The organism is Streptomyces sp. NPDC093149, from assembly GCF_044754145.1.
Lineage (GTDB): Bacteria > Actinomycetota > Actinomycetes > Streptomycetales > Streptomycetaceae > Streptomyces.
The window spans coordinates 380,446-404,573 of sequence record NZ_JBIVON010000004.1 but is presented as its reverse complement, the minus strand read 5'-3'; the positions used below and the strand labels follow the sequence as shown (position 1 = coordinate 404,573).

The following is a 24,128-nucleotide window of genomic DNA, read 5'->3' as shown; positions in this document are numbered from 1 at the left end:
TGATCCCCTCTCCATCGTGCACCAGGCCCTGAGCGGAGCTTCCGCCGCCGCCTGGGCCGGAAGACGTATCCGACGACAGAAACGCGGTGACGGCATGGGATGGATCGTGGCGGTGATCGCCGTCGCTGCGGCCGTGGCGGCAGCGGTCCGCGCGCAGAACGCGGCGCGCTCGGAGCACCTGGCCGTGGCCCGCGCCGAGCTGGCCGAACGGCAGTCGAAGTCCGCCGAGGCACGTACCGCAGCCCTCATCGAGGAGATCCGGCAGCTGGCCCACAAGCGAATACCGGCCGCCGCGCTCGCCCTCTCCCACCCCTCCGCCCCGGTTCCGGGACTGCGCGAGGCGGCCGGGGTCGACGGCGATTCCGCCCGGCTGCTCACCGAGGCCGTACAGGCGGCCCGCACGGCGGTCGTCGAGGAGCGCGGCCGCGTCGACGCGGCCGCGCGCGCGGCGATGCGCGGCACCTCCGCCAAGATCCAGTCCCTGCTCAACCAGTCCCAGCGACTGCTGCACGAGCTCCAGCACGAGTACGACGACCCGCGGATCCTGCAGCTGGACTTCCGTAACGAACTGGCGCTGCGGCGCACCCAGTCCACCGCCGTGCTCTGCGACGCCTGGCCGGGCCTCGCCCGCCAGAACTCGCCGCTGGTGGAGGTCGTGCTCGGCGCCCAGTCCCGGGTCGCGGGCTACGAGCGGATCAAGGTCGCCAATCACCTGCGCGACGAACGGCTCGCGCTCGTCGCCCGTGCCGCGGAACCCCTCGCGATCGCGCTCGCCGAGCTGCTGGCCAATGCCACCGCGTACTCGCACCCCGACACCGATGTCCAGGTGACCGTCCAGCAGAGCGGCGGCCGTGGCGCGTTCCTGGTCGTCGACGACGCGGGCATCGGCATGGACGACGACGCGCTCGACCGGGCCCGCGCCCTGCTGGCCGGTCCGTCCGAAGTGCTCCTGACCGAGCTGGGCGACCCACCGCAGACCGGGTTCGCCGTCGTCGGCCGACTCGTCGTGCAGTACGGCTTCCACTGCCACATCGAGGCGTCGCCGTTCGGCGGAATGCGTACGATCCTGCGCGTCCCCGCCCATCTGCTGACCGTGCTGGAGCACGACCACGGCCTCTCCGCCCTCGCCCCGAAGCCGGTGCAGGCCCAGCCCTCCCGGCCCGCCCCTGCCCCCGCCGCCGCACCGGACTCCGCTCCCGCACCGCACCCCGTCGAACTGCCCAGCCGGCGCCGACGCTCACCCCGGCCGACCCCGGCCGGGCCCGCGCCCGCCGCCGACGCCGGGGGCCGGGAAAAGGTGTCCCGTACACCCGAACAGGCCGAGGCTTCCTGGGCGGCACTCCAACAGGGCACCCTCAACGGCAGGAGCGTCGCCGGCCGGCCAACCGCACCGGCAACAAACGACCACCATCCGGACGACCACGACGACCAAGGAGACGACGAGACGTGAGCGCCCCCACCCCCACCACCGGTGACCTCGCCTGGGTGCTGACCCCCCTGCTGGAGCTGCCCGGGGTCCAGCACGCGGTGGTCGCCACCGGCGACGGCCTCGTCGAGGGCGCGTCGCCCGGCCTGGACCGGGCGTCCGGCGAACGGGTCGCCGCCATGACCGCCACGCTGCATGCCGCGGCCCGCGCGTTCACGACGGCCTTCACCGGCGTCGAGGCACCGCGCCCGGCCCAGACGGTCGTCGAGTCCGACCAGGGCTTCGCCATCGTCGTGCCGGCCGGGAACAACACCACCCTCGCCCTGTTCGCGGAACCCGGAGCAAAGCTCGGCGACATCGCCTACCAGATGCAGGTGCAGGTCACCGCCCTGACCCGGGCCATGAACGCACCCGCCCGCCAACCGGACACCAACGCCCGGCCATGACCCCCGGCCCCGGACGCCGTCTGATCCCCGCCTATCTGGTCACCGGCGGCCGGACCCGGCCCGCCGGTCCCGCCCTCGACCGGCTCGCCGTACTCGTGCGCACGGGCACGGCCCTGCCCCCGGACACCGGCTCGGAGCAGCGCAGGCTGTGCGAGCTGCTCGAACCGGGCGCGCTGACCGTCGTCGAATGCGCGGCCCACCTGGACCTGCCGGTCAGCGCCACCGTCTTCCTGGCCACGGACCTCGCGGCCGCCGGACATCTGCACACCCGACCGCCCATCCCCAGCGCCGGGGAGATCGACCGGTCGCTCGTCGAGAGGCTGCTCGTTGGACTCCGCTCCCTCCACTGACCGCACCGGCATCGGCTATCTGCCACCTGCCGCCCGGACCCTGATGAAGCTCGTCGTCACGGGTCCCTTCGGCGTGGGCAAGACCACCCTGATCCGCACCTTGTCGGAGATCGCCACGCTCCACACCGAAGAGGCGATGACCCAGTCCAGCACCCGGTTCGACGACACCGCGGGGCTGCCGGACAAGACCACGACCACCGTCGCCATCGACTTCGGCCGGCTCACCGTCCTGGACGACCTGGTGCTCTACATGTTCGGCACCCCGGGCCAGCAGCGGTTCCTCCCGCTCTGGGAGGACATCGCGCGCGGCGCGCTCGGCGCCCTCGTCCTGGTCGACACCCGCAGGCTCGCCGACTCCTTCGCGGTCATGGACATGGTCGAGGAGCAGGGGCTGCCGTACGCCGTCGCCGTCAACCGCTTCCCCGACGCCCCCGCCCACACCGACGAGGTCCTGCGCAAACATCTCGACCTCGCCCCCGAGACCCCGCTCGTGCAGTGCGACGCCCGCGAACGCCGCGGCAGCATCGACGCGCTGATCGCCCTGGCCGAGCACGTGCTGACCCGATTGCCCCGGCCAGAGGACCCGTCATGACATCGCCCGTACAGCCGCCGCAGCCCCTCGCGCTGTACGGCCCGGACTTCGCCGCCGACCCGCAGGGCCACTACCGGCGCCTGCGCGCGCACGGCCCTCTCGCCCCCGTCCGGCTCGCCCCCGGCATCGACGCCCTGCTGGTCACCGACTACCAGGCAGCCGTCGACCTGCTGCGCGACACCCACACCTTCACCAAGGACCCGCGCGCCTGGCAGGCCACCGTCCCCGAGGACTCGCCGGTCCTGCCCATGCTCGGCTACCGTCCCACCGCGCTCTTCAGCGACGGCGACGTGCACGCCCGCTACCGCGACGCCATCAACGACAGCCTCGCCCTGATCGAGCCGCACATCCTGCGGGCAGAGGTCGCCCGGGTCGCCCGGCGGCTCATCCGCGCATTCGCCGCGACCGGAAGCGGCGACCTGATCGCCCAGTACGCCCGGCGGCTTCCGTTGCACGTCTTCGTCACCTGGTTCGGCGTACCGCCCGGCGACGGCGAACGGATCGTCAACGGCATCGGCGGCATGTTCAACTCCGCCGAGGACGCCGCCACGGCGTACGCCGATCTCGTCGAGGTCGTCACCGACCTCGTCGCCGACCGGCGCGCCCGTCCGCGCCGCGACCTCACCTCGTACCTCCTCGCGCACCCGGCCGATCTGGACAATGACGAGACTGTGCGTCAGATCACTCTGATCATGAGCGCCGGCCACGATCCGACGACCAATCTGATCGGCAACGCGCTGCTGCACATGCTCACCGACACGCGTGACACCGGCTCGCTGCACGGCGGAGCGATGACGGCGTACGAGGCGATCGACGAGGTTCTCTGGCAGGACCCGCCGCTGGCCAATCTGGCGGCTCACTACCCGCGCCGCGACACGGAGTTCCACGGCGTGCGTCTGCGCGCGGGCCAGCTGCTCCTGGTCTCCTACGCCGCCGCCAACGGCCAGTCCCCGCCAGGTCTTTCGGAACCCGGGGTCGGCTCCGGGGCCAGCGCTCATCTGGCCTGGTCGGCCGGGCCGCACCGGTGCCCCGCCAAGCAGCCGGCACTGCTCATCGCCATGACCGCGATCGAACAGCTCACCAGTCAGCTGTGCGACGTGGAGCTGGATGTTCCGGTCAGTGGACTGAAGTGGCGGCCGGGACCGTTCCACCGCGCACTGGTGCGGCTTCCGGTACGTTTCACCCCCGTCGACATGAGGGCGGAAACGGACCGGCGCGAAGCCTCGGACGGCGTGTCGGACGGGCCTTCGGCGGTGTCGATCAGCCCGTGAACCGTGTCGGTGGTACGCCGAACGGGTGAGGGACGAGAGAATTGCCCGATGAACAGCGAGCGCAGCCGGCGCAACGCCGACCGAAGCACAGACGGGGTGGTCCGGTGAGCAGGTACGACAGGTACGACGTCACGGACGAGCAGTGGGAGGGGCTTGCCCAGGTCGTACCTCTGCGCAGCCGCAACGAGTGGCCGTCCAGGGTCGATCACCGTACGGTCCCCGACGAAGCGGCGGAAGCCGAACAGCGGCGCCTCGTCGTGCTGCGGGTCCAGGTCTTCGCGGACGCGCGGGAGGTGGCGGAGTACCTGGTCGCACAGGTCCCGGTACTGCTCGATCTGACCGGCGCGGAGACGGATGTGGCCAAGCGCATCCTGGACTTCACCAGCGGGGTCGTCTTCGGACTCGGCAGCGGGATGCACCGGGTCGACCGGAACGTCTTCCTGCTGTCACCGGTCGGCATGGAGGTCGAGGGGGTCACGGCGGCGGGCGTACCCGGTCCGTAGGAGGGTCCTCGGACGGGTGGCGACGGCGACCGTCGGTTCGGGACGGACGAGGGCCGGGAGGGGCGATGACCGTGGACGTCCCCCGATCGTGGGAATGCGGTTCGCGCGGGGTTGCCGCATCGGCGTAGCCCGATCGTAGGAAGGTCGTTAAGGCGGAACGGTTCTCCGGTACACGGCCTGCTTACGGTCCGCCCATGAGTGCACTCCGCCCGGGGACCGCCCCGTCGCCCCCCACCGGTACGACCGGTCCCGGTCTTGGTCCCGGCCCTGGTCCCGTTCCTGGTCCCGCTCCTGGTCCCGGTCCCGCTCCTGGTCCCGGTCCCGTTCCTGGTCCCGCTCCTGGTCCCGGTCCCGCTCCTGGTCCCGTTCCTGGTCCCGCTCCCGCGATTGTGGGCAGCACGCCCACGTCCGGCCCCGTCTCCGCGATTTCCGGTAGGCAGGTCGGCCCGCGGGCCGCGTCGCGGTCCGGCGGACCTGTCCGTTCCGCCGGGCCCGTCGTCACGGAACTGCGCTTGTCCGCCTACGCGTCGCACCGGGGTGCCGCCTTCCCCATCGGCCCGGTCACGCTCTTCGCCGGGCCCCGCGGCAGCGGCAAGTCGACTGTGTTGCGGGCGTACGAGGCTCTGGCCCGGCTGGGCGCCGGGGACCCGCTCGACGAGGTGTTCCCCGACCCCGCGGGGTGTGTGCCGGAAGGCGCCACGGCCGATGCGCAGGGCCGTCGCGGATTCCGGATCGGCTGCACGACGGACGGCCCGGCGGGCCCGGTGCGGCTCGATGTCGCCGTCCAGGCGGAGCCCACGCTCCGGATCGTCGGAGAGCGGCTCACCGGCGGCGGCGAGACCCTGCTGTCGACCGCCCTGCGCGATCCGGGGCGCTCGACGGTCCAGGCGGCCTGGCACACCGCGGGGGCCGTCCCGGTGACGCGCGCCCCGCTGCCCGACGACCGCCTCGGAACATCCCTGCTCCCGCTGCGGGTGGCGGGCAGGACCGAGGGGCAATTACAGGTCCTGGCCGCCGCTGAACAGATGGTCGTGGCCCTGCGATCGGTCTTCGCCTGTGAACCGCAGCCGCCGCGGATGCGGGCCCCGGTCCCGGCGGGCGACGGCCGGCTGCGTCGGAGCTGCGACAACCTCGCGGCGGTGCTGGAGCGTACGTACACGCAGTGCGGCCAACGCCATGCCCGGCTGGTCGCGGCCGCTCACGCCGGATGTGCGGGGCCGGTCACCGCACTGGGCGTCGAGCGGCTCGCCGACGGATTGCTGCGCGCGACGGTGGGGCGCGGCGACGGAGGGGTCACACCGGTCGGCCGGCTCGGCGACAGCGAGTTGAGATATCTCGCACTGGCCCTGGTGCTGCTCAACGGCCCCGAGGCGCTGGCGGTGGACGCGGCGGGCGAGGTGCCGGCGGCCATGCAGACCCTCACCGTGCTGGCCGACGGGCTCGATCGTGACCTGGACGGACGGCAGTTGCGCGAACTGCTGGCTCTGGCGGTACCGGTCGGGGCGGCCGGGCACCTCAGGCTGGTGGGGACGCTCACGGAATCGGGTGCGGTGCGGGCCCGGGAGACGCCCGGGGTGACGGTGGTAGACCTGGAACCGTGACAGAACTTGATGTACGGGCCCTGCAGCAGCGGCTTGCCGCGTTCGCGGCCGCGCGGGACTGGGGGCAGTACCACACCCCGAAGAACCTGGCGGCGGCACTGAGCGTCGAGGCGTCCGAACTGGTCGAAATCTTCCAGTGGTTGACGCCCGAGCAGTCGGCGAGGGTGATGGAGAGGCCCGAGACGGCGCACCGGGTGGCGGACGAGGTCGCGGATGTCCTCGCGTATCTGCTGCAGTTCTGCGAGGTGCTGGGGATCGACGTGCTGGCTGCGCTGTCGGAGAAGATCGACCGGAATGAGGTCAGATTCCCGGTTTCGGAGCGCTCGGAGCCTCCGGAATCCGGGGATCGTCACTCTTCGGAGTGATCAACTTATTCACAGTTGGCTTCGTGTCCACAGATTTCCGAATTCCCCTGGCTTTTCGGTGCCGACGCCCTCACTGTGGGTAATGAATGAGTTGAGCGGCTTTTCGTACGGACGGGGGTAACGCATGGAAGCGGAGCGGCTTGTAGGGGTCAGTCGGCGCGCCCTGGCGCAGAGCCGGGGCACGCCGGACATCATCGCGGAGGCATGGCAGGCCCAGGCGCTCGCTCAGGCGATCGGCAGCCGGCTGGCGGCCGACGGACCCAAGGAGTTACGGGGCGAGGCACGCGGACTCAGCGAGATCGGCGGGAGGTGCGGCGGCGCGCTCGACCACCCGGCGGCGCGGGCCGGGGTGGCGCGGGCCGCGCAGCTCTCCGAGCTCGTCGAACCGCGGGCGACACTGACGGGGCTGGGCGCCTTGCTCGGGGAGGTGGGGATGGCTCTGGTCGGGGTGGCCTGCGAGACCGACGAGCAGGGGCTCTACTGGCAGTGCATGGAGGCGATCGACGCGGCGGACGAGTCCATGGACCGGGTGCACGGAATGCTCCGTCGTCTCGACGAGCAGGACCGGGAACGGCAGCAGGATCTGGAGCGCGGCCGGGGGCGCGACGGCCCGTACGACACGCTCCGTGGACCGGCGGGCTCGGCGGCGGGCCGGCCGTGACGGCGGGGGACCGCGGAGGCGACGACGGCAGGGGCGGGGGCGAGACGTCTCGGACCGCAGGGGCATGACCGTGCGGGACCTCGACGGTGGCGACGGGTGGGAGGGAGGGGGAGCGACCGGCATTCGGAGGTGCAGGATGGATGCATGGATCTTCGAATCTTCACCGAGCCCCAGCAAGGGGCCGACTACGACACCCTGCTCACCGTCGCCAAGGCGACCGAGGACCTCGGCTTCGACGCCTTCTACCGGTCCGACCACTACCTCCGCATGGGCCCCGGGGACGGGCTGCCGGGCCCGACCGACGCATGGATCACTCTGGCCGGGCTGGCGCGCGAGACCAAGCGGATCCGCCTCGGCACGCTGATGACCGCGGGGACCTTCCGGCTCCCCGGCGTGCTCGCCATCCAGGTCGCGCAGGTCGACCGGATGTCCGGCGGACGTGTCGAGCTCGGCCTCGGCGCGGGCTGGTTCGAGGAGGAGCACAAGGCCTACGGCATTCCGTTCCCCAAGGAGAAGTTCGGCAGGCTGGAGGAGCAGCTGGAGATCATCACCGGGCTGTGGGCGACCGAGATCGGCAAGACGTTCAGCTTCGACGGCACGTACTACCAGCTGACCGATTCACCCGCGCTGCCCAAGCCGGCGCAGGCCAAGGTGCCGGTCCTGATCGGCGGCCACGGTGCGACGCGTACACCGAGGCTGGCGGCCCGGTACGCGGACGAGTTCAACATCCCGTTCGCGTCGCTGGAGGACAGCGAGAAGCAGTTCGGCCGGGTCAGGGAGGCGGCCGGGGCGGCCGGCCGCGGACCGGACGACCTGGTGTACTCCAACGCCCTGGTGGTCTGCGTGGGCAGGAACGACGCCGAGGTGGCGCGCCGGGCCTCCGCCATCGGCCGTGAAGTGGCGGAACTGAAGGCGAACGGCCTCGCGGGCTCGCCGGCCGAGGTGGTCGACAAGATCGGCCGCTACGGCGCGATCGGGTCGTCCCGGATCTACCTCCAGATCCTGGACCTGGACGACCTGGAACACCTGGAGCTGATCTCCTCGCAGGTCCAGTCCCAGCTCACCTGAGCCGGTGGGCCGGGAGACCGGCCACCGCACGCCGCACACACGAGCCGGTTACGACACCCGGCTCAGGAGGGAGCCGGCCATGCAGCCCGTCCCGCCGGCCGATGGCCCGCCTGCCCGTGGGCTCGACCGTGCCCTGTCCGAGGGGGTGGTGCTGCTCGACGGCGGTCTCTCCAACCAGTTGGAGGCGCAGGGCTGCGACCTGTCCGACGCCCTGTGGTCGGCCCGGCTGCTGGCCGACGGACCGGAGCAGATCGAGGCGGCTCACAGGGCCTATGTGCGGGCGGGCGCACAGGTGCTCATCACGGCCAGTTACCAGGCGAGCTTCGAGGGATTCGAGCGGAGGGGGATCGGGCGCGCAGCGGCCGCGGAACTGTTCGCCCGCAGCGTGCGGCTGGCGCGGCGGGCCGCAGGCGGCGTGACGCGGGAGGTCTGGGTCGCCGCCTCGGTGGGTCCCTACGGGGCGGTGCTGGCGGACGGCAGCGAATACCGGGGCCGCTACGGGCTCTCCGTCAGGGAGCTGGTGCGGTTCCACCGGCCTCGGGTCGAGGCATTGGCCGCCGCCGGGCCCGATGTGCTGGCGCTGGAGACGGTGCCGGACATCGACGAGGCCGAGGCGTTGCTGCGGGCCGTCGACGGGTGCGGGCTGCCCGTCTGGCTCTCGTACAGCGTGTCGGGGGACCGGACCAGGGCGGGGCAGCCCCTGGAGACGGCTTTCGCCGTCGCCTCGGGACAGGACCGGGTGCTGGCCGTCGGGGTGAACTGCTGTGACCCGGCGGATGCGGAGCAGGCGGTGCGGCTGGCGGCGGAGGTGGCCGGGAAACCGGTCGTCGTCTATCCGAACAGCGGTGAACGGTGGGATGCCGGGGGCCGGAGGTGGGTCGGCGGCCCCACGTTCGATCCCGGGAGAGTTCGGTCCTGGCAGCACGCCGGCGCCCGACTGGTGGGCGGCTGCTGCCGGGTCGGCCCGGAGACCGTCGCGGAGTTGGCCGGGCTGCTCGGCGGAGCGACCGAGGGCGACGGGAGAGGAGGGGCGACCGAGCCGTAGACACGCGAAAATACTTGGTGGGGGGCGAGTGAACCGGACCATACTCGGACGTGTGTTCCTGACGATCAGCACCACCGGCAATCCGGAGCGTCCCGCGACCGACCTCGGCTTTCTGCTGCACAAGCACCCCGAGAAGGCGCAGACGTTCTCCACCTCCCACGGCACCGCGCATGTCTTCTACCCCGAGGCATCCGCCGAGCGCTGCACCGCGGCGCTCCTGCTGGAGGTGGATCCAGTGGCGCTGGTGCGGCGCGGCAAGGGCAAGGGCCGGGGCGGCGCCCCCGACGCGGCACTCGCGCAGTACGTCAACGATCGCCCGTACGCCGCCTCCTCGCTGCTTTCCGTGGCGATGAGCGCCGTCTTCAAGTCCGCGTTGAACGGTGTGTGCCGCGCACGGCCCGAACGTGCGCAGACGCCGCTTCCGCTGCGGATCGAGGTACCCGCACTGCCGGCACGCGGCGGAGCGGAACTGGTGCGCAAGCTCTTCGGGCCGCTCGGCTGGACGAGCGTGGACGCGGTGGCCGTGCCGCTGGACGAGCGGTTCCCTGAGTGGGGGGACTCACGGTACGTACGGCTGGTCCTGGAAGGCGAGTTGCGACTGGCGGACGCGTTGCGGCAGCTGTACGTCCTGCTGCCGGTGCTCGACGACGCCAAGCACTACTGGGTCGCTCCGGACGAGGTGGACAAGCTGCTGCGGGCCGGTGAGGGCTGGCTGGCCGCCCATCCCGAACAGAAGCTGATCACCAGCCGTTATCTGTCCCGGCGCTGGGGACTGACCCGGCAGGCCATGCAGCGGCTCGAACTGGTGCGGCTCGCCGAGTCGGACGACCTCGATGTCGAGAGCATCGACAACGCCGTGGACGAGACGACCGACACCGAGGAGAAGCCGCTGCCGCTCGCCGAGCAGCGGCGCACCGCGATCCTCGACGCACTGCGCGCCGCCGGTGCGAACCGGGTCCTCGACCTGGGCTGCGGCCAGGGCCAGTTGGTGCAGGCACTGCTCAAGGACGCGGGCTTCACACAGATCGTCGGCGTCGATGTCTCCATGCGCGCGCTCACCATCGCCTCGCGGCGGCTGAAGCTGGACCGGATGGGGGAGCGGCAGGCCGGGCGGGTCACGCTCCAGCAGGGCTCGCTCACCTACACCGACAAGCGGCTCAAGGGGTACGACGCGGCCGTGCTCAGTGAGGTCATCGAACATCTCGACCTGCCGAGGCTGCCCGCGCTGGAGTACGCCGTGTTCGGTTCGGCCCGGCCGCGGACCGTGCTCGTGACGACGCCGAACGTCGAGTACAACGTGCGCTGGGAGAGCCTTCCGGCCGGGCACGCGCGCCACGGCGACCATCGGTTCGAGTGGACCAGGGCCGAGTTCCGGGCCTGGGCCCGGGAGGTGGCGCGGCGACATGGGTACGGGGTCGAATTCGTCCCCGTGGGGCCCGACGACCCCGAGGTGGGGCCGCCCACGCAGATGGCTGTGTTCACGATGACCGCAGCCGACGGATCCCCGACCCGCGGCAGGGACGGGTCCGGGAATCCGACCACCGACGAGTCCACCAACGAGTCCACCAACGAGTCCACGAACGAGTCCATGAACGAGACCGGGAAGGAGGCGAAAGCCGCATGACCAGTACCTCGCGCAAACTGCCGGTGACCGACCTCTCCCTCGTGGTCCTCATCGGAGCCAGCGGTTCCGGCAAGTCCACCTTCGCCCGTGCGCACTTCAAGCCCACGGAGATCATCTCCTCGGACTTCTGCCGCGGCCTCGTCGCCGACGACGAGAACGACCAGGGCGCCAGCCGTGACGCCTTCGACGTTCTGCACTACATCGCCGGCAAGCGGCTCGCCGCCGGGCGGCTGACCGTCGTGGACGCCACCAGCGTCCAGTCCGAGAGCCGCAGGCAGCTCGTCCAACTGGCCCGGAGCCACGACGTGCTGCCGATCGCGATCGTCCTCGACCTGCCCGAAGAGGTCTGTGTCGCGCGCAACGCGACCCGCCCCGACCGCGCCGACATGCCGCGCCACGTCATCCAGCGCCACCGCCGCGAACTGCGGCGCTCGCTGCGCGGTCTGGAGCGCGAGGGCTTCCGCAAGGTGCACATCCTGCGGAGCGAGGAGGAGGTGGAGCACGCCGAAGTGGTGCTGGAGCGCCGCTACAACGACCTGCGCCACCTCACCGGCCCGTTCGACATCATCGGCGACATCCACGGCTGCAGCTCCGAGCTGGAAGCCCTGCTCGGCAAGCTCGGCTACGTCGACGGCGCACACCCCGAAGGGCGTACGGCGGTCTTCGTCGGCGACCTCGTGGACCGCGGCCCCGACAGCCCCGGGGTACTGCGCCGAGTCATGTCCATGGTGTCGGCGGGCAACGCCCTGTGCGTACCGGGCAACCACGAGAACAAGCTCGGGCGCTACCTCAAGGGCCGCAAGGTCCAGCACACCCATGGACTGGCCGAGACGATCGAGCAGTTGGACCGGGAGGACGAGAAGGACCCCGCCTTCCGCGAGCAGGTGCGGGAGTTCATCGACGGGCTCGTCAGCCACTACGTGCTCGACGGGGGAGGACTCGTCGTCTGCCACGCCGGACTGCCCGAGAAGTACCACGGGCGCACCTCCGGGCGGGTCCGTTCGCACGCGCTGTACGGGGACACCACCGGCGAGACCGACGAGTTCGGACTGCCGGTGCGCTACCCGTGGGCCGAGGAGTACCGCGGCCGTGCCGCCGTGGTCTACGGTCACACCCCGGTGCCCAGCACCTCCTGGCTCAACAACACCATCTGCCTGGACACCGGTGTGGTCTTCGGCGGGAAGATGACCGCGCTGCGCTGGCCGGAGCGCGAACTCGTCGACGTACCCGCCGAGCGGGTCTGGTACGAGCCGGTCAAGCCGCTCCACCAGGAGGCACCCGGTGGCAGGGAGGGCCGGCCGCTGGACATCGCGGACGTGCACGGGCGCCGGATCGTGGAGACCCGGCACATGGGCCGTGTCTCGGTCCGTGAGGAGAACGCCGCGGCGGCGCTCGAAGTCATGAGCCGGTTCGCCGTCGACCCGCGGCTGCTGGGCTACCTCCCGCCGACCATGGCGCCCACCGCCACCTCGCACGAGGACGGATATCTGGAGCACCCGGCCGAGGCCTTCGCCCAGTACCGGGCGGACGGCGTGACCGAGGTCGTGTGCGAGGAGAAGCACATGGGCTCGCGCGCGGTGGCGCTGGTCTGCCGGGACGCGGACGCCGCCCGTGAGCGGTTCGGGGTGGGGGACACCTCCGACGCCTCCGGAGGCGCGGGCAGCCCGACCGGGGCGCTGTACACCCGCACCGGTCGGCCGTTCCTCGACGACGCCGCGCTCACCGAGGTGATCCTCGGCAGGCTGCGCACCGCCGTCACCGCCGCCGGACTCTGGGAGGAGTGGGACACCGACTGGGTCCTGCTCGACGCCGAGCTGATGCCGTGGTCCCTCAAGGCGGCCGGGCTGCTGCGCTCGCAGTACGCCGCGGTCGGCGCGGCATCCGGAGCCGTCTTCCCGGCGGCCGGCGCGGCCCTCGCGGCAGCGGTGGCCCGCGGCGTGGACGTGGGCGCTCTCGCGGACCGCCAGCGGGACCGGGCCGAGGACGCGGCCGCCTTCACCGAGGCCTACCGCCGCTACTCCTGGAGCACCCGGGAACTGGACGGGGTGCGACTCGCGCCGTTCCAGATCCTCGCCGTGCGAGGCCGCTCGCTGGCCGCCGTCCCGCACGACGAGCAGCTGGCCTGGCTCGACCGGCTGGTCGAGCACGACCCGACCGGGCTGCTCCAGGTCACCCGTCGGCTCGTCGTCGACACCGGTGACGAGGCATCGGTGCGTTCCGGCATCGACTGGTGGCTGGAGATGACCGGACGCGGCGGTGAAGGCATGGTGGTCAAGCCGCTCGCCGCACTCGTACGCGACGACAGGGGCAGGCTGGTCCAGCCGGGCATCAAGGTGCGCGGCCGGGAGTACCTCCGGATCATCTACGGCCCCGAGTACACCCGCCCGGAGAATCTGGAGCGGCTGCGCGGCCGGTTCCTCGGCCACAAGCGGTCGTTGGCGCTCCGGGAGTACGCGCTGGGGCTCGAAGCCCTGGACCGGCTGGCCGACGGGGAGCCGCTGTGGCGGGTCCACGAGGCGGTGTTCGCGGTACTGGCCCTGGAGTCGGAGCCGGTCGACCCGCGGTTGTAGGCCGTGTCGTCGGCGGGGGTTTCGGTGTGATCACCGGAAAACCCGCTGGCGATTCGCCGGGTGAACGGCGCTCCGCGTGGTGAGGATGAAGTCATGGGATTCCATGTCGACTCCGAGGCCGGGCGGCTGCGCCGCGTCATCCTGCACCGCCCCGATCTGGAACTGAAGCGGCTCACCCCCGGCAACAAGGACGCGCTCCTGTTCGACGACGTGCTCTGGGTGCGCCGCGCCCGCCAGGAACACGACGGCTTCGCGGACGTGCTGCGCGACCGGGGCGTGGAGGTGCACCTCTTCGGTGATCTGCTCCGCGAGTCGCTGGAGATCCCCGTGGCCAGACGGCTCGTCCTGGACCGGGTCTTCGAGGAGAAGGAGTACGGCCCGCTCGCCACGGAGCATCTGCGGTCCGCCTTCGAGGAGTTGCCGAGCGGGCAACTGGCCGAGGCGCTGGTCGGCGGGATGACCAAGCGGGAGTTCCTGGAACGGCACAGTGAGCCGACCTCCGTCCGCTTCCATGTCATGGGTCTGGACGACTTCCTGCTGGGTCCGCTGCCGAACCATCTCTTCACCCGGGACACCTCGGCCTGGATATACGACGGGGTGTCCATCAACGCGATGCGCTGGCCGGCCCGCCAGCGCGAGACCGTCCACTTCGAGGCGATCTATCGCCATCACCCCCTGTTCACCGGCCCCGACGCGGGTGCCTTCCACCACTGGTCGGAGGGGCAGGACGACTACCCCTCCACCATCGAGGGCGGCGACGTGCTGGTCATCGGCCGGGGTGCGGTACTCATCGGGATGAGCGAGCGCACCACCCCGCAGGCGGTGGAGATGCTGGCCCGAGGGCTGTTCGACGCCGGATCGGCGCACACCATCGTGGCGCTCGACATGCCCAAGCGCCGGGCGTTCATGCATCTCGACACGGTCATGACCATGATCGACGGCGACACCTTCACCCAGTACGCGGGGCTGGGCATGCTCCGCTCGTACACCATCGAACCCGGTGACGGTCCGAGGGACCTCAAGGTCACCGACCATCGGCCCGAGCGCATGCATCACGCGATCGCGCACGCCCTGGGACTGGACTCCATCCGGGTGCTGACCGCCACGCAGGACGTGCACTCGGCCCAGCGCGAGCAGTGGGACGACGGCTGCAACGTGCTGGCGGTCGAGCCGGGTGTCGTCGTCGCCTACGAGCGCAACGCCACCACCAACACCTATCTGCGCAAAGAGGGCATCGAGGTCATCGAGATCCCCGGCAGCGAGCTCGGCCGCGGCCGGGGCGGCCCCCGCTGCATGAGCTGCCCCGTGGTGCGCGACCCGGTCTGACCGGGGCGTATGAGCCCGCGCAAGGGGAATGCTTCGTATAGCGATGCAGTGCGTCGTATAGACTTCCAGGGTTAGCGTACGTGCGATCCCCGCCCTACCCAGGAGCAGTCCCATGGCCATAGACCTCGCAGGCCGCCACTTCCTCAAGGAGCTGGACTTCACGGCCGAGGAGTTCCGCGGCCTGATCGACCTCGCGGCCGAGCTCAAGGCCGCCAAGAAGTCGGGGACCGAAGTGCAGCGGCTGCGCGGCAGGAACATCGCGCTGATCTTCGAGAAGACCTCGACCCGCACCCGCTGCGCCTTCGAGGTGGCCGCGGCCGACCAGGGTGCCTCCACGACCTACCTCGACCCGTCCGGCTCGCAGATGGGGCACAAGGAGTCGGTGAAGGACACCGCTCGCGTCCTCGGCCGCATGTTCGACGGTATCGAGTACCGCGGCGACAGTCAGGCGGCCGTCGAGGAACTGGCGGCCCACGGCGGCGTCCCGGTGTTCAACGGACTCACCGACGACTGGCACCCGACCCAGATGCTCGCCGACGTCCTCACCATGACCGAGCACAGCGAGAAGCCGCTGGAGCGGATCGTCTTCGCCTACCTCGGTGACGCCCGCTTCAACATGGGCAACTCCTACCTGGTCACGGGCGCGCTGCTGGGCATGGACGTGCGGATCGTCGCGCCGAAGGCGTACTGGCCGGCCGAGGAGATCGTCACCGAGGCCCGTCGGCTGGCCGGGGAGAGCGGAGCGACCGTCACGCTCACCGAGGACATCGCCGAGGGCGTGCGGGGCGCGGACTTCGTCGCCACGGACGTCTGGGTCTCCATGGGGGAGCCCAAGGAGGTCTGGGGTGAGCGCATCGAGGCCCTCGCGCCGTACGCCGTGACCATGGACGTCCTGCGCGCCACCGGCAACGGCGACGTGAAGTTCCTGCACTGCCTCCCGGCTTTCCACGACCTCGGCACCGAGGTCGGTCGGGAGATCGAGGCCGCCCACGGGCTGACGGAGCTGGAAGTCACCGACGAGGTCTTCGAGTCCGCGCACTCGGTCGTCTTCGACGAGGCGGAGAACCGGATGCACACGATCAAGGCCGTTCTGGTGGCAACGCTGGCCACTCCGGCGACCATGAGCTGAGCACTGCATGATCATGCATCTGATTGGGTGAACATGCGCTGAGGTGACTAAGACCGACCGGCACATGGGGGGCGGCGTCGCGGGGCTGGGCACGCGCATCTGCGGCGTTGTCGTCGGTCGACAACTCCCCCATAGCCCGAAAGGCATGGGAGGGGCTTTTTCCGCGTGCCTCCCTCCTCCGCCTTGCAGCCGCACGCACCCGGCCCCGCTCCTTCTTCCATCCCCCCATGTGCCGGTCGGTCTTAACGGCCAGGTGCACGATGGAGAGCGGACGCCGGAAGCCCGCTCGCCGACGTGCACCAGGCCGTAAGGGCCGTGCCAGACTGCGGGGCATGCGACGCCTCTTCCCTGTGACCGACACGACACCGGCCGACGACGAGCGGGAGTGGAGTCTGGACGATCTGGCCGACGTCTACGCGTACCCCGAGCAGGACGGTCCCTGGCTGCGCGCCAACATGGTTTCGACGCTCGACGGCGCCGCCCAGCACGAGGGACGCTCGCAGCCGATCTCGTGCGAGAGCGACATGCGGATCTTCGGCACGCTGCGCGGTCTGGCCGATGTGGTGGTGGCGGGGGCGGAGACGGTGCGGCTGGAGGGCTACCGGCCGGCCAGGGCCCGCGAGGCCTTCGCCGCCCGCCGGGCCGCGGCCGGGCAGGGGCCCGCACCGGCGATCGCCGTGGTGAGCGGGAGCCTGGACCTGGACTTCTCGCTGCCGCTCTTCGTCTCGCCGCTCGTCCCGACCCTCGTGCTCACCGGCTCCGGAGCCCCTGCGAGCCGGATCGAGGAGGCGCGCAGCGCGGGCGCCGAGGTGGTGATCGCGGGGGAGGGGGCCCGGGTGGACCCCGCCAGGGCCGTACGCGAACTGGCGGACCGGGGACTCAAACGGCTGCTGACCGAGGGCGGGCCCAGGATGCTGGGCCAGTTCGTGGCGGCCGGCGTGCTGGACGAGCTCTGTCTGACCCTCTCGCCGATGCTGACCGCCGGAGACGCGCAGCGGATCGCCGGTGGCCCCTCGGTGGCCGTGCCGGAACGATTCACCCTGACATCGATGCTGGAAGAGGCCGGGTTCCTCTTCACCCGATACCGTCGGATCTGACAATCGGCGGAATTTACCGTTCCGCTTAGCTTCCGGTGGGCACAATTACTCTCGCAGACCCCGTGCCGGCACGGGGAAGGATGGTTTCAGCAGAGACCGGCGACGGTCACTGAAGCAGAAGGGCGCCCGTGGTGTTCACCAGCGTTTTGATGATCGAGAAGCCCCTCACTTCCGAGGACGTCGAGTTCGTCACCACCCTGCACGGGGAGGAGCGGACCTCCTTCGTCGTGCTCATGCAGCCGCGCGGTGACCAGGCCGATGTGCTGTTGCGGGCCATCGACGACCTGGCGATGGGAGAGCTGAAGGAGGCCGCCCGCGAGGGTGAGGAGCCGGAGGGCAAGAATGCCAGGCAGTCAGCCGAACTGGCGCTCGAAGTGTCACTCGAAGCGCTGCGGCAGGCAGGCTCGGAAGCTGTCGGACAGGTGATCGAGGAGCACCCGCTGGACAAGCTGAAGTCCGTGGTCGACGACGCCGAGGCGGACGAGGTCATCGTGCTCACCGCGCCGCACTACGTGGAGGAGTTCTTCCACCGGGACTGGGCGTCCAGGGCCCGGCACAAGGTCGGCGTACCGGTGCTCAAGCTCTTCGCGCACAGCGAATAGGCTGTGGGTGACTCGCATCGACATTTGGGGAGACATACGCATGGCACCCGGTATTCCTGCCGCCATGGAACGGCCGCACTTCATCGGCATCGGCGGCGCCGGAATGTCGGGCATCGCGAAGATCCTCACCCAGCGCGGCGCGAAGGTCGCGGGCAGTGACGCCAAGGAGTCGGGCACGGCCGAGGCACTGCGGGCGCTGGGGGCGACCGTCCACATCGGGCACGCCGCCGCACATCTGGCGGACGACGCCTCGTGCGTGGTCGTCTCCAGCGCCATCCGCCCCGACAATCCGGAGCTGGTGCGCGCCGCCGAGCTGTCGATCCCCGTCGTGCACCGCTCCGACGCGCTGGCCTCCCTGATGGGCGGCCTGCGCGCGATCGCGGTGGCCGGCACGCACGGCAAGACGACCACCACGTCGATGCTGGCCGTCGCCCTGTCCGAACTGAACCTCGACCCCTCGTACGCCATCGGCGGCGACCTCGCGGGTCCCGGCACCAACGCCGCGCACGGCGCGGGCGAGATCTTCGTCGCGGAGGCGGACGAAAGCGACCGCAGCTTCCAGAAGTACGACCCCGAGGTCGCGATCGTCCTCAACGTCGAGCTGGACCACCACGCGAACTACGCCTCGATGGACGAGATCTACGAGTCCTTCGAGACGTTCGCCGGCAAGATCGTTCCCGGCGGCACCCTGGTGATCTCCGCCGACCAGGCCGGTGCCGTCGAGCTGACGAAGCGGGTGCGCGACCTCTCCTCGGTGAAGGTCGTCACCTACGGTGCGTCCGAGGCCGCCGACGTACGCGTCCACAAGGTCACCCCGCGCGGTCTGACCAGCGAGGTCACGGTCGTCCTGAACGGGAAGTACCTCACGTTCACGGTCTCCGTGCCCGGCCGCCACTACGCCCTCAACGCGGTCGCGGCCCTCGCCGCCGGTGTCGCCCTCGGCATCCCGGCCCACAACCTGGCCTCGGCCCTCGGCAAGTACACCGGTGTCAAGCGCCGCCTCCAGCTCAAGGGCGAGGCGGCGGGTGTGCAGGTCATCGACTCGTACGCGCACCACCCCACCGAGATGACCGCCGACCTCGAAGCGATGCGCGGGGCCGCGTCCGACGCCCGTCTCCTGGTCGTCTTCCAGCCCCACCTCTTCTCCCGCACCCAGGAACTCGGCACCGAGATGGGGCAGGCACTCGCACTGGCCGACGCCTCCGTGGTCCTGGACATCTACCCGGCCCGTGAGGACCCGATCCCCGGCATCACCAGCGCCCTGATCATCGACGCGGCGAGGGCCGCGGGAGCCGACGTCGCCGCCGTCCACGAAAAGGCGGCGGTCCCCGGGATCGTCGCGGGAATGGCGAAGCCCGGCGACCTCGTTCTCACCATGGGGGCGGGCGACGTCACGGACCTCGGCCCGCAGATCCTGGACCACCTGTCGAGCTGAGGGAGCGACGTGTCGTACGACATCGAGAAGCCGGACGAGCAGTGGCGGGCGGAGCTGACCCCCGCCGAGTACGCGGTCCTGCGCCAGGCCGGCACCGAACCCGCCTTCGTCGGCGAATACACCGACACCAAGACCACGGGCGTCTACTCCTGCCGCGCCTGTGGCGCGGAGCTGTTCCGCTCCGACACCAAATTCGAGTCGCACTGCGGCTGGCCGTCTTTCTACGACCCGAAGGACTCCGATGCCGTCGAACTGATCCAGGACCGCAGCCACGGCATGGTCCGCACCGAGGTCCGCTGTGCCCGCTGCGGATCGCACCTCGGCCATGTCTTCGAGGGCGAGGGCTACCCGACCCCGACGGACCAGCGGTACTGCATCAACTCGATCTCACTGCGCCTGACGCCCGACGAGGGCTGACGTCGCGGCGGCCGGGGCCCGAGGGCGTCCGGGCGATCGGCGGCGGGTGAAATCCCGTCGCCGGTGGCCGGCCGCCGGGCAGCAGACCACCGGCGGGCGAAGAGGACCGACGGCACGAAGAGGACCGACGGTCATGGCCGGTGCCGTGACCGGAGAGGCCCATCGGCCAAGGCGGGGGCCGACGCCCGGCGTCAGCCCTCGTCCGCTTCCCCGGCGCTCTCCGGCCGCAGCAGCGGATGGGCGACCCCCGGAAAGACCCGGGCCCGTACGACAGGCTCCGCGGAGCCGCCCCGGACCACCGTGTCGACGACGCCCCACGGCCGACCCGGCAGCACCACGGTCAGGATGTACGAGGACGCGCAGCCCATGCAGTCGTAACGGTCCGCCCAGGTCTCCACGTCCGTGACGCTGCCGGGACGGCGCGCCACGTGCCGGTGGAGCGCGTGGCAGCGCTCGCACCTCTCGCCGGGCTCACACGTTCCCCCGCAGGGGCACGGCACATCGAGCGTCTCGGCGGGACGCCAGCGCTGGGTGAGGACCGCCTCACGCGTGGCGCCCATGTCCTTCATCGCCTTCAGATTGCGGGCGGCGACGTTGTACGACTCGCCGGTCGCGGCCATCCGGTCCCGGATGACGTCCTTGCGTCCACGGTTCGTCGTCATCTGTTCCTCATCCGTTCCTCGGGGGTCACGCAGCCCGCCAGGAGCACACGAGACAGACATGTCACACGGTACCGGTCACCCCGGACGGCCCACGACACCCGGGGGCTCCGGCCGGGCAGGCGCCGCCCTACGACCGCCGCACCCGTGCCGTCAGCCTGCTGCCAAGCCGTCTGCCGAATCCGCCCGGCCGGTTCCACGCCCGGAACGCCTCCACCGTGCGGCTGCTGCCCGTACGCTCCACGGCCTCCTCCACCGCCGTCACCTCACCGGCGGACAGGCCGCGCACCACCGGTCGCAGCACGTCCGCCAGCAGAGCCGCCCGCGTCTGGCTCCAGGCGCGGCCCGCGTGCGGGTGGGAGCTCCATACGGTGAAGCAGTCGGCCACATAGGCCGGTTCGGAACGCAGCCGGGCAAGGACCGTGTCATGGCGGGCAGCCGTTCCGTAGGCGGCGATGAGGTCCGCGTCGTCGCTGTGGACGAACGCGTACAGCTCCGCCTCGGGCCGGTCCGGGGCGAGCAGCCGTCCCGCCAGGGCGCCGAACGCCTGGTCACGCACCCCCGGTTCCACCGGCTCGGCCCCGGCGCACAGCTTCCGGGCCCGTTCCGCCCAGCCGGGCTCCGCCGCACCCGAGCGCACGTCCCGCGCGAACTCCAGCAGCAACAGGGCGCCACGCACCCGGGCGTCGATCTCCCCGGGGAAGCCGCGCAGCAGGTCATGGGCGAGTTCGGGGGCCGCCTCGTCGTCGGCGGGGGCGCCGAGAGCAGCCGCGACGAGCGCGGACCACGTACCGGCCGTACGGTGCGCGTCGGAGGTGGACCCGCTCAGCAGCTGCTTGGCCTCGTCCGCCGTGGGCGTCTCCTCGCCCCAGACCAGTCCCACCGCCGTCCGCAGCACCAGCGGTTCGGTGAAAGGTGACATACCACCGGCGCGGAGCACCATGTGCACCACCTCCAGCCGGTCGCCGCCGCGCGCCCTGGCGTCCGGCGCCGCCGCGCACATCCGCAGGTGTGGCAGCGCCTGCGTTCCGGTGAACGGCAGACGGACCCCGGTCAGCAGCCGTTCCGTCGCGGTCGGATCGTGCGGGGCGACGCGGTCCAGCTCGCCCAGCAGCGCCGTGCGGACGTCGAACTGTTCGTCCAGCAGGTCGAGCAGTACCGGTGCGCAGTCGGCGGCCCCTTCGGCCAGCAGGGACCGGGCCATCCGGCGCACGACATCGGGGAGCAGATCCGAGCAGTCCACATCGAGCAGCCGTGCGATCCGCAGCAGTTGCACCGCGCGCGCCACGGCCCGGCCGGGTGCGGTGGCCGCGGCGGGCGCACCCGTGGCCAGTTCGCCACGGAGGTCGTCGCCCAGGGCCGTGACGAGTGCGGCGACGGCACGCTCCCCGGCCGGTCCGGCGAAGGCCGAGCGTGCGGGCGGTTCGAGCGCGACATCACCGCCGCGTACCGCCTCCGTCACCAGAAGAGCGGCGAGGGAAGCCGTCGTGGCGGCGGGGGAGCGCCCGTCGAGTGCGGTCAAAAGACGTGACACACAGGCAAGTTCGGCAGTCGTACGGTCGATTCCCGGTGCCGTCAGCGCATCCGTCAGCAGCCGCGTCCGCTCCTCGTCCAGCGCGTACGGCCGCTCGGCGGCCCAGTCGGCCGCCGCGGCACGCTCGGCGGGGCCGAGGGCGATGCCCGCGCACAGCGCGGTGACGGCGAGCGGTCCGGCCGCGAAGGGCTCGCCGGGCAGTTCCGCCGCCGCCCGGAACAGCTCCGGGGACCGGTTCCGCCAGATCCGGGCACAGGTCTCGGCCCAGGCGTCGTCCACCGGTCCTTCCGGGCGCGCCCCGGAGCAGGTGTGCACGCGCAACGGGCCGTCGGGGCCGTCCGGTTCGGGCGCGTCCTGGGGCAGCACCCCGACGACCTGATGAGGGGACCGCGCCGGACGGCGGGTGTACGTCGTGAAGGTCAGCCGCTGCGCGTGCTCCGCCGGGAGTACGGCCGAGGCCAGGGCGATCCACCGGGCCACGTCGGCACTCTGCCGCTCCACGAGAACCACTCGCGTCGCCGACGGATCCTCGCGCACCCGTCGCAGATCGGCGAAGACCGCCGCCAGCCAGGGACTCCGGGAGACCGCGAAGTCGTTCAACGCCTCCGGTCCGAAGGCGGCGGAGGCGGGCAGAGAGGCTATTCGGGCGGGCGCGCCGCCGTTCGGCGCGGCGGAGGCCCAGTTCGGCGACCGCCAGGCCGTGATCGGAAGGGCGTCCCCCGGCAGCCGGGTGCCGGCCGGAAGGTGCACCGCGTGTGCGTGGAAACCACCGGTGCCGGGACCGCCGAGCGCCACTGCGCGCCCCAGCAGATGACTGCCGTCGGACAGCGCGCTGAAGCTCAACGCCTCGGGGAAGGAGCGGAGTTCGGCGGCCGTCGGGTGATACGGGGCCCCGGCCGGCGGTTCGTATCCGAGGAGCTGTTCGGCCTCGGCCAGCACGGGCGTGGGCAGGCCGGCGCTGACCGCCGTGAACCGTGCGCCGCCCCCGTCGTCGCCCGCAGAGGCAGAGGTGTAGTGCAACTGCGCGAGGCTCATGCGTCGGCCCTCTTCGTCCTTGCCGCGAACGTCCCCGTGCCGTGAGCACGCCCGCTCCCGTCGGCCGTCCGTCGAGGGCAGGGCTGACCGGGCGCAGCGACGACCCCGGCGGGGAGCGGTCCGCAATCGCGGGAGCGACGCTATCAAGCACGCCGCTCTCGTACGCACCCCGCCGAAAGGTCGTCCGGGCAGCCCCTGCCCCGGGGTCTCGGCCCGACGACGCGGTACGCAGCGCCCGTACGCCCGGAGCGGTCGGTGTCCCGGTACTGGGTCGCCATCGGGCGTTCCTTGATCCGCTTCTCGTCCTCCGCGCGGTCGCCGGTGGTGAGCGGCCTGGCGACCTCCGGCAGTGCGACGTTCGCGTCCGCATGCGTCTGCGAGATGCTGTGGTGGCTGCGCTCGGCGCAGGTCAACGCGCAACTCGGTGACGGCACCGGCAACCCCATCCGCAAGCCGGTGACCGTCCTGCCTGCGGGCAGCGCCGTCATGCGCGTGGCGACCACGGAGACGGGCAAGTCCAGCTTCGCGTACTGAGCCCGACCCAAACGGAGTTCACTTCCTCGCCGCCCCGGTTCCGGCGCGCGGCAAGGGCGCGCTCAACGCTCCTTCATCACTTCAATGGCCTACACACCGTCGGTCGGGTCGGTCGTTGATCGTCTTCGGATCGAAGAATCCCCCGCGGGCGCCGCACTCCGGGCCCAAGGGTCGCTCTGCGTACAGGAGTTACTCGGATGAATCTCAAGACTCTCTCCGCGGCCGCCGCCGTTCTGGCGCTGGCCGGTCTCACCGGTGCGTCCACGGCCAACGCGGCGCCCGGCACGGTCTCCGGTGACGGCGGCAACCGCATCGGCACCCTGCGTGCCAACGGTGACGCGTACGTGAAGGAGGGCGGTCTCAGCGCCACCTGGGTCAAGGAACACGACGACGTCAAGCAGGTCGTCCTGTCGGGCAACCGCATCGGTGTCCTCACGGGCAACGGTGTCGCCTGGGTGAAGGAGGGCGGTCTGAGCGCGACGTGGGTCCGGGAGTCGGACGACGTCAAGCAGCTCGCCCTGTCCGGCAAGCGCATCGGTGTCGTGAAGGACAACGGTGAGGCGTACGTGAAGGAGGGGGGTCTCAGCGCGACCTGGGTCAAGGAGTCCGTCAAGGTCAAGGAACTGGAGCTCTCGGGCAACCGCATCGGCATCGTCAAGGGCAACGGTGACGCCTATGTGAAGGAGGGCGGTCTGAGCGCGACCTGGGTCAAGGTGTCCGACAACGTCATCGGCATCGACCTGTCGGGCAACCGCATCGGTGTCCTCACGGGCAACGGTGTCGCCTGGGTGAAGGAGGGCGGTCTGAGCGCGACGTGGGTCCGGGAGTCGGACGAACG

23 protein-coding genes are annotated in these 24,128 nt (G+C 71.4%); 21 read left to right on the top strand and 2 right to left on the bottom strand.

All coding sequences use genetic code 11. The features are described from left to right. Positions 1-94 precede the first annotated feature (94 nt). From ACIQCZ_RS15415 to msrB, 19 genes are all read left to right on the top strand, one after another. Positions 95-1,450 carry an ATP-binding protein gene (locus ACIQCZ_RS15415; RefSeq protein ID WP_402282652.1) on the top strand — a complete coding sequence of 452 codons (1,356 nt, stop codon included), beginning with the start codon at positions 95-97 and terminating at the stop codon, positions 1,448-1,450. Continuing rightward, entirely contained in the window at positions 1,447-1,872 is a 426-nt protein-coding gene (locus ACIQCZ_RS15410; RefSeq protein ID WP_351075054.1) for a roadblock/LC7 domain-containing protein, read from the top strand. Before ACIQCZ_RS15415 ends, ACIQCZ_RS15410 begins: the two co-directional genes overlap by 4 nt. Further along, complete coding sequence (locus tag ACIQCZ_RS15405) at positions 1,869-2,222, top strand: DUF742 domain-containing protein (RefSeq protein WP_402282650.1); 354 nt, start codon at positions 1,869-1,871, stop codon at positions 2,220-2,222. Before ACIQCZ_RS15410 ends, ACIQCZ_RS15405 begins: the two co-directional genes overlap by 4 nt. Then, positions 2,200-2,814, top strand: coding sequence for an ATP/GTP-binding protein (locus ACIQCZ_RS15400; RefSeq protein ID WP_351075052.1), 615 nt, complete (start codon positions 2,200-2,202; stop codon positions 2,812-2,814). The genes ACIQCZ_RS15405 and ACIQCZ_RS15400 overlap by 23 nt, the downstream gene beginning before the upstream one ends. After that, positions 2,811-4,085: a cytochrome P450 gene (locus ACIQCZ_RS15395; RefSeq protein ID WP_402282648.1), complete on the top strand. Its 1,275-nt coding sequence runs from the start codon at positions 2,811-2,813 to the stop codon at positions 4,083-4,085. Before ACIQCZ_RS15400 ends, ACIQCZ_RS15395 begins: the two co-directional genes overlap by 4 nt. 104 nt (positions 4,086-4,189) lie before the next feature. Next, positions 4,190-4,588, top strand: coding sequence for a cell division protein SepF (locus tag ACIQCZ_RS15390; protein ID WP_402282646.1), 399 nt, complete (start codon positions 4,190-4,192; stop codon positions 4,586-4,588). Between the two features lie 194 nt (positions 4,589-4,782). After that, entirely contained in the window at positions 4,783-6,189 is a 1,407-nt protein-coding gene (locus ACIQCZ_RS15385) for an ATP-binding protein (protein WP_402282645.1), read from the top strand. Further along, on the top strand, positions 6,186-6,554 hold the full coding sequence (locus ACIQCZ_RS15380; RefSeq protein ID WP_376322393.1) for a nucleotide pyrophosphohydrolase: 369 nt from the start codon (positions 6,186-6,188) through the stop codon (positions 6,552-6,554). Before ACIQCZ_RS15385 ends, ACIQCZ_RS15380 begins: the two co-directional genes overlap by 4 nt. Before the next feature lie 124 nt (positions 6,555-6,678). Continuing rightward, complete coding sequence (locus ACIQCZ_RS15375) at positions 6,679-7,215, top strand: DUF6099 family protein (protein WP_402282644.1); 537 nt, start codon at positions 6,679-6,681, stop codon at positions 7,213-7,215. A 144-nt stretch (positions 7,216-7,359) separates the two neighbouring features. After that, on the top strand, positions 7,360-8,283 hold the full coding sequence (locus tag ACIQCZ_RS15370) for an LLM class F420-dependent oxidoreductase (RefSeq protein WP_402282642.1): 924 nt from the start codon (positions 7,360-7,362) through the stop codon (positions 8,281-8,283). Between the two features lie 79 nt (positions 8,284-8,362). Next, entirely contained in the window at positions 8,363-9,328 is a 966-nt protein-coding gene (gene mmuM, locus ACIQCZ_RS15365) for a homocysteine S-methyltransferase (protein WP_402282640.1), read from the top strand. Between the two features lie 52 nt (positions 9,329-9,380). After that, a complete protein-coding gene (locus tag ACIQCZ_RS15360; protein WP_402282638.1) occupies positions 9,381-10,952 on the top strand; it encodes a 3' terminal RNA ribose 2'-O-methyltransferase Hen1 in 1,572 nt (523 codons plus the stop codon). Then, positions 10,949-13,522, top strand: coding sequence for a polynucleotide kinase-phosphatase (locus ACIQCZ_RS15355; RefSeq protein ID WP_402282636.1), 2,574 nt, complete (start codon positions 10,949-10,951; stop codon positions 13,520-13,522). Before ACIQCZ_RS15360 ends, ACIQCZ_RS15355 begins: the two co-directional genes overlap by 4 nt. A 93-nt stretch (positions 13,523-13,615) precedes the next feature. Next, complete coding sequence (locus ACIQCZ_RS15350; RefSeq protein WP_402282635.1) at positions 13,616-14,848, top strand: arginine deiminase; 1,233 nt, start codon at positions 13,616-13,618, stop codon at positions 14,846-14,848. A gap of 112 nt (positions 14,849-14,960) precedes the next feature. Next, entirely contained in the window at positions 14,961-15,977 is a 1,017-nt protein-coding gene (argF, locus tag ACIQCZ_RS15345) for an ornithine carbamoyltransferase (protein ID WP_402282633.1), read from the top strand. Between the two features lie 332 nt (positions 15,978-16,309). Then, positions 16,310-17,074 carry a pyrimidine reductase family protein gene (locus tag ACIQCZ_RS15340; RefSeq protein WP_402282631.1) on the top strand — a complete coding sequence of 255 codons (765 nt, stop codon included), beginning with the start codon at positions 16,310-16,312 and terminating at the stop codon, positions 17,072-17,074. Between the two features lie 149 nt (positions 17,075-17,223). Next, positions 17,224-17,676, top strand: coding sequence for an indole-3-glycerol phosphate synthase (locus ACIQCZ_RS15335; protein WP_351255283.1), 453 nt, complete (start codon positions 17,224-17,226; stop codon positions 17,674-17,676). A gap of 40 nt (positions 17,677-17,716) precedes the next feature. Further along, on the top strand, positions 17,717-19,111 hold the full coding sequence (murC, locus tag ACIQCZ_RS15330) for a UDP-N-acetylmuramate--L-alanine ligase (protein WP_402282630.1): 1,395 nt from the start codon (positions 17,717-17,719) through the stop codon (positions 19,109-19,111). A 9-nt stretch (positions 19,112-19,120) separates the two neighbouring features. After that, positions 19,121-19,528, top strand: a complete 408-nt coding sequence (gene msrB, locus ACIQCZ_RS15325) for a peptide-methionine (R)-S-oxide reductase MsrB (protein WP_266729075.1) — start codon at positions 19,121-19,123, stop codon at positions 19,526-19,528. Between the two features lie 191 nt (positions 19,529-19,719). Here the strand turns inward: msrB and ACIQCZ_RS15320 are convergent, their stop codons facing one another. Both ACIQCZ_RS15320 and ACIQCZ_RS15315 read right to left on the bottom strand, forming a co-directional pair. After that, entirely contained in the window at positions 19,720-20,190 is a 471-nt protein-coding gene (locus ACIQCZ_RS15320) for a hypothetical protein (protein WP_402282627.1), read from the bottom strand. A gap of 127 nt (positions 20,191-20,317) precedes the next feature. Next, on the bottom strand, positions 20,318-22,756 hold the full coding sequence (locus ACIQCZ_RS15315; RefSeq protein ID WP_402282626.1) for a GTPase-associated protein 1-related protein: 2,439 nt from the start codon (positions 22,754-22,756) through the stop codon (positions 20,318-20,320). Positions 22,757-23,011: 255 nt separating this feature from the next. Between ACIQCZ_RS15315 and ACIQCZ_RS15310 the strand changes: the two genes are divergently transcribed. Continuing rightward, positions 23,012-23,290 carry a hypothetical protein gene (locus ACIQCZ_RS15310; RefSeq protein WP_402282624.1) on the top strand — a complete coding sequence of 93 codons (279 nt, stop codon included), beginning with the start codon at positions 23,012-23,014 and terminating at the stop codon, positions 23,288-23,290. A gap of 197 nt (positions 23,291-23,487) precedes the next feature. Beyond that, positions 23,488-24,128: peptidase S1 (locus ACIQCZ_RS15305; RefSeq protein WP_402282622.1), on the top strand; the 641-nt coding region annotated here is incomplete at its 3' end.

Excerpts from the sequence above, each read along its gene's own strand:
- ACIQCZ_RS15385 (WP_402282645.1), top strand. The coding sequence starts at position 4,783 with ATGAGTGCACTCCGCCCGGGGACCGCCCCGTCGCCCCCCACCGGTACG.
- ACIQCZ_RS15320 (WP_402282627.1), bottom strand. The coding sequence starts at position 20,190 with ATGACGACGAACCGTGGACGCAAGGACGTCATCCGGGACCGGATGGCC.
- ACIQCZ_RS15350 (WP_402282635.1), top strand. The coding sequence starts at position 13,616 with ATGGGATTCCATGTCGACTCCGAGGCCGGGCGGCTGCGCCGCGTCATC.
- ACIQCZ_RS15375 (WP_402282644.1), top strand. The coding sequence starts at position 6,679 with ATGGAAGCGGAGCGGCTTGTAGGGGTCAGTCGGCGCGCCCTGGCGCAG.
- ACIQCZ_RS15315 (WP_402282626.1), bottom strand. The coding sequence starts at position 22,756 with ATGAGCCTCGCGCAGTTGCACTACACCTCTGCCTCTGCGGGCGACGAC.
- ACIQCZ_RS15395 (WP_402282648.1), top strand. The coding sequence starts at position 2,811 with ATGACATCGCCCGTACAGCCGCCGCAGCCCCTCGCGCTGTACGGCCCG.
- ACIQCZ_RS15340 (WP_402282631.1), top strand. The coding sequence starts at position 16,310 with ATGCGACGCCTCTTCCCTGTGACCGACACGACACCGGCCGACGACGAG.
- ACIQCZ_RS15415 (WP_402282652.1), top strand. The coding sequence starts at position 95 with ATGGGATGGATCGTGGCGGTGATCGCCGTCGCTGCGGCCGTGGCGGCA.
- ACIQCZ_RS15355 (WP_402282636.1), top strand. The coding sequence starts at position 10,949 with ATGACCAGTACCTCGCGCAAACTGCCGGTGACCGACCTCTCCCTCGTG.
- murC (WP_402282630.1), top strand. The coding sequence starts at position 17,717 with ATGGCACCCGGTATTCCTGCCGCCATGGAACGGCCGCACTTCATCGGC.
- mmuM (WP_402282640.1), top strand. The coding sequence starts at position 8,363 with ATGCAGCCCGTCCCGCCGGCCGATGGCCCGCCTGCCCGTGGGCTCGAC.
- ACIQCZ_RS15405 (WP_402282650.1), top strand. The coding sequence starts at position 1,869 with ATGACCCCCGGCCCCGGACGCCGTCTGATCCCCGCCTATCTGGTCACC.
- argF (WP_402282633.1), top strand. The coding sequence starts at position 14,961 with ATGGCCATAGACCTCGCAGGCCGCCACTTCCTCAAGGAGCTGGACTTC.
- ACIQCZ_RS15370 (WP_402282642.1), top strand. The coding sequence starts at position 7,360 with ATGGATCTTCGAATCTTCACCGAGCCCCAGCAAGGGGCCGACTACGAC.
- ACIQCZ_RS15335 (WP_351255283.1), top strand. The coding sequence starts at position 17,224 with ATGATCGAGAAGCCCCTCACTTCCGAGGACGTCGAGTTCGTCACCACC.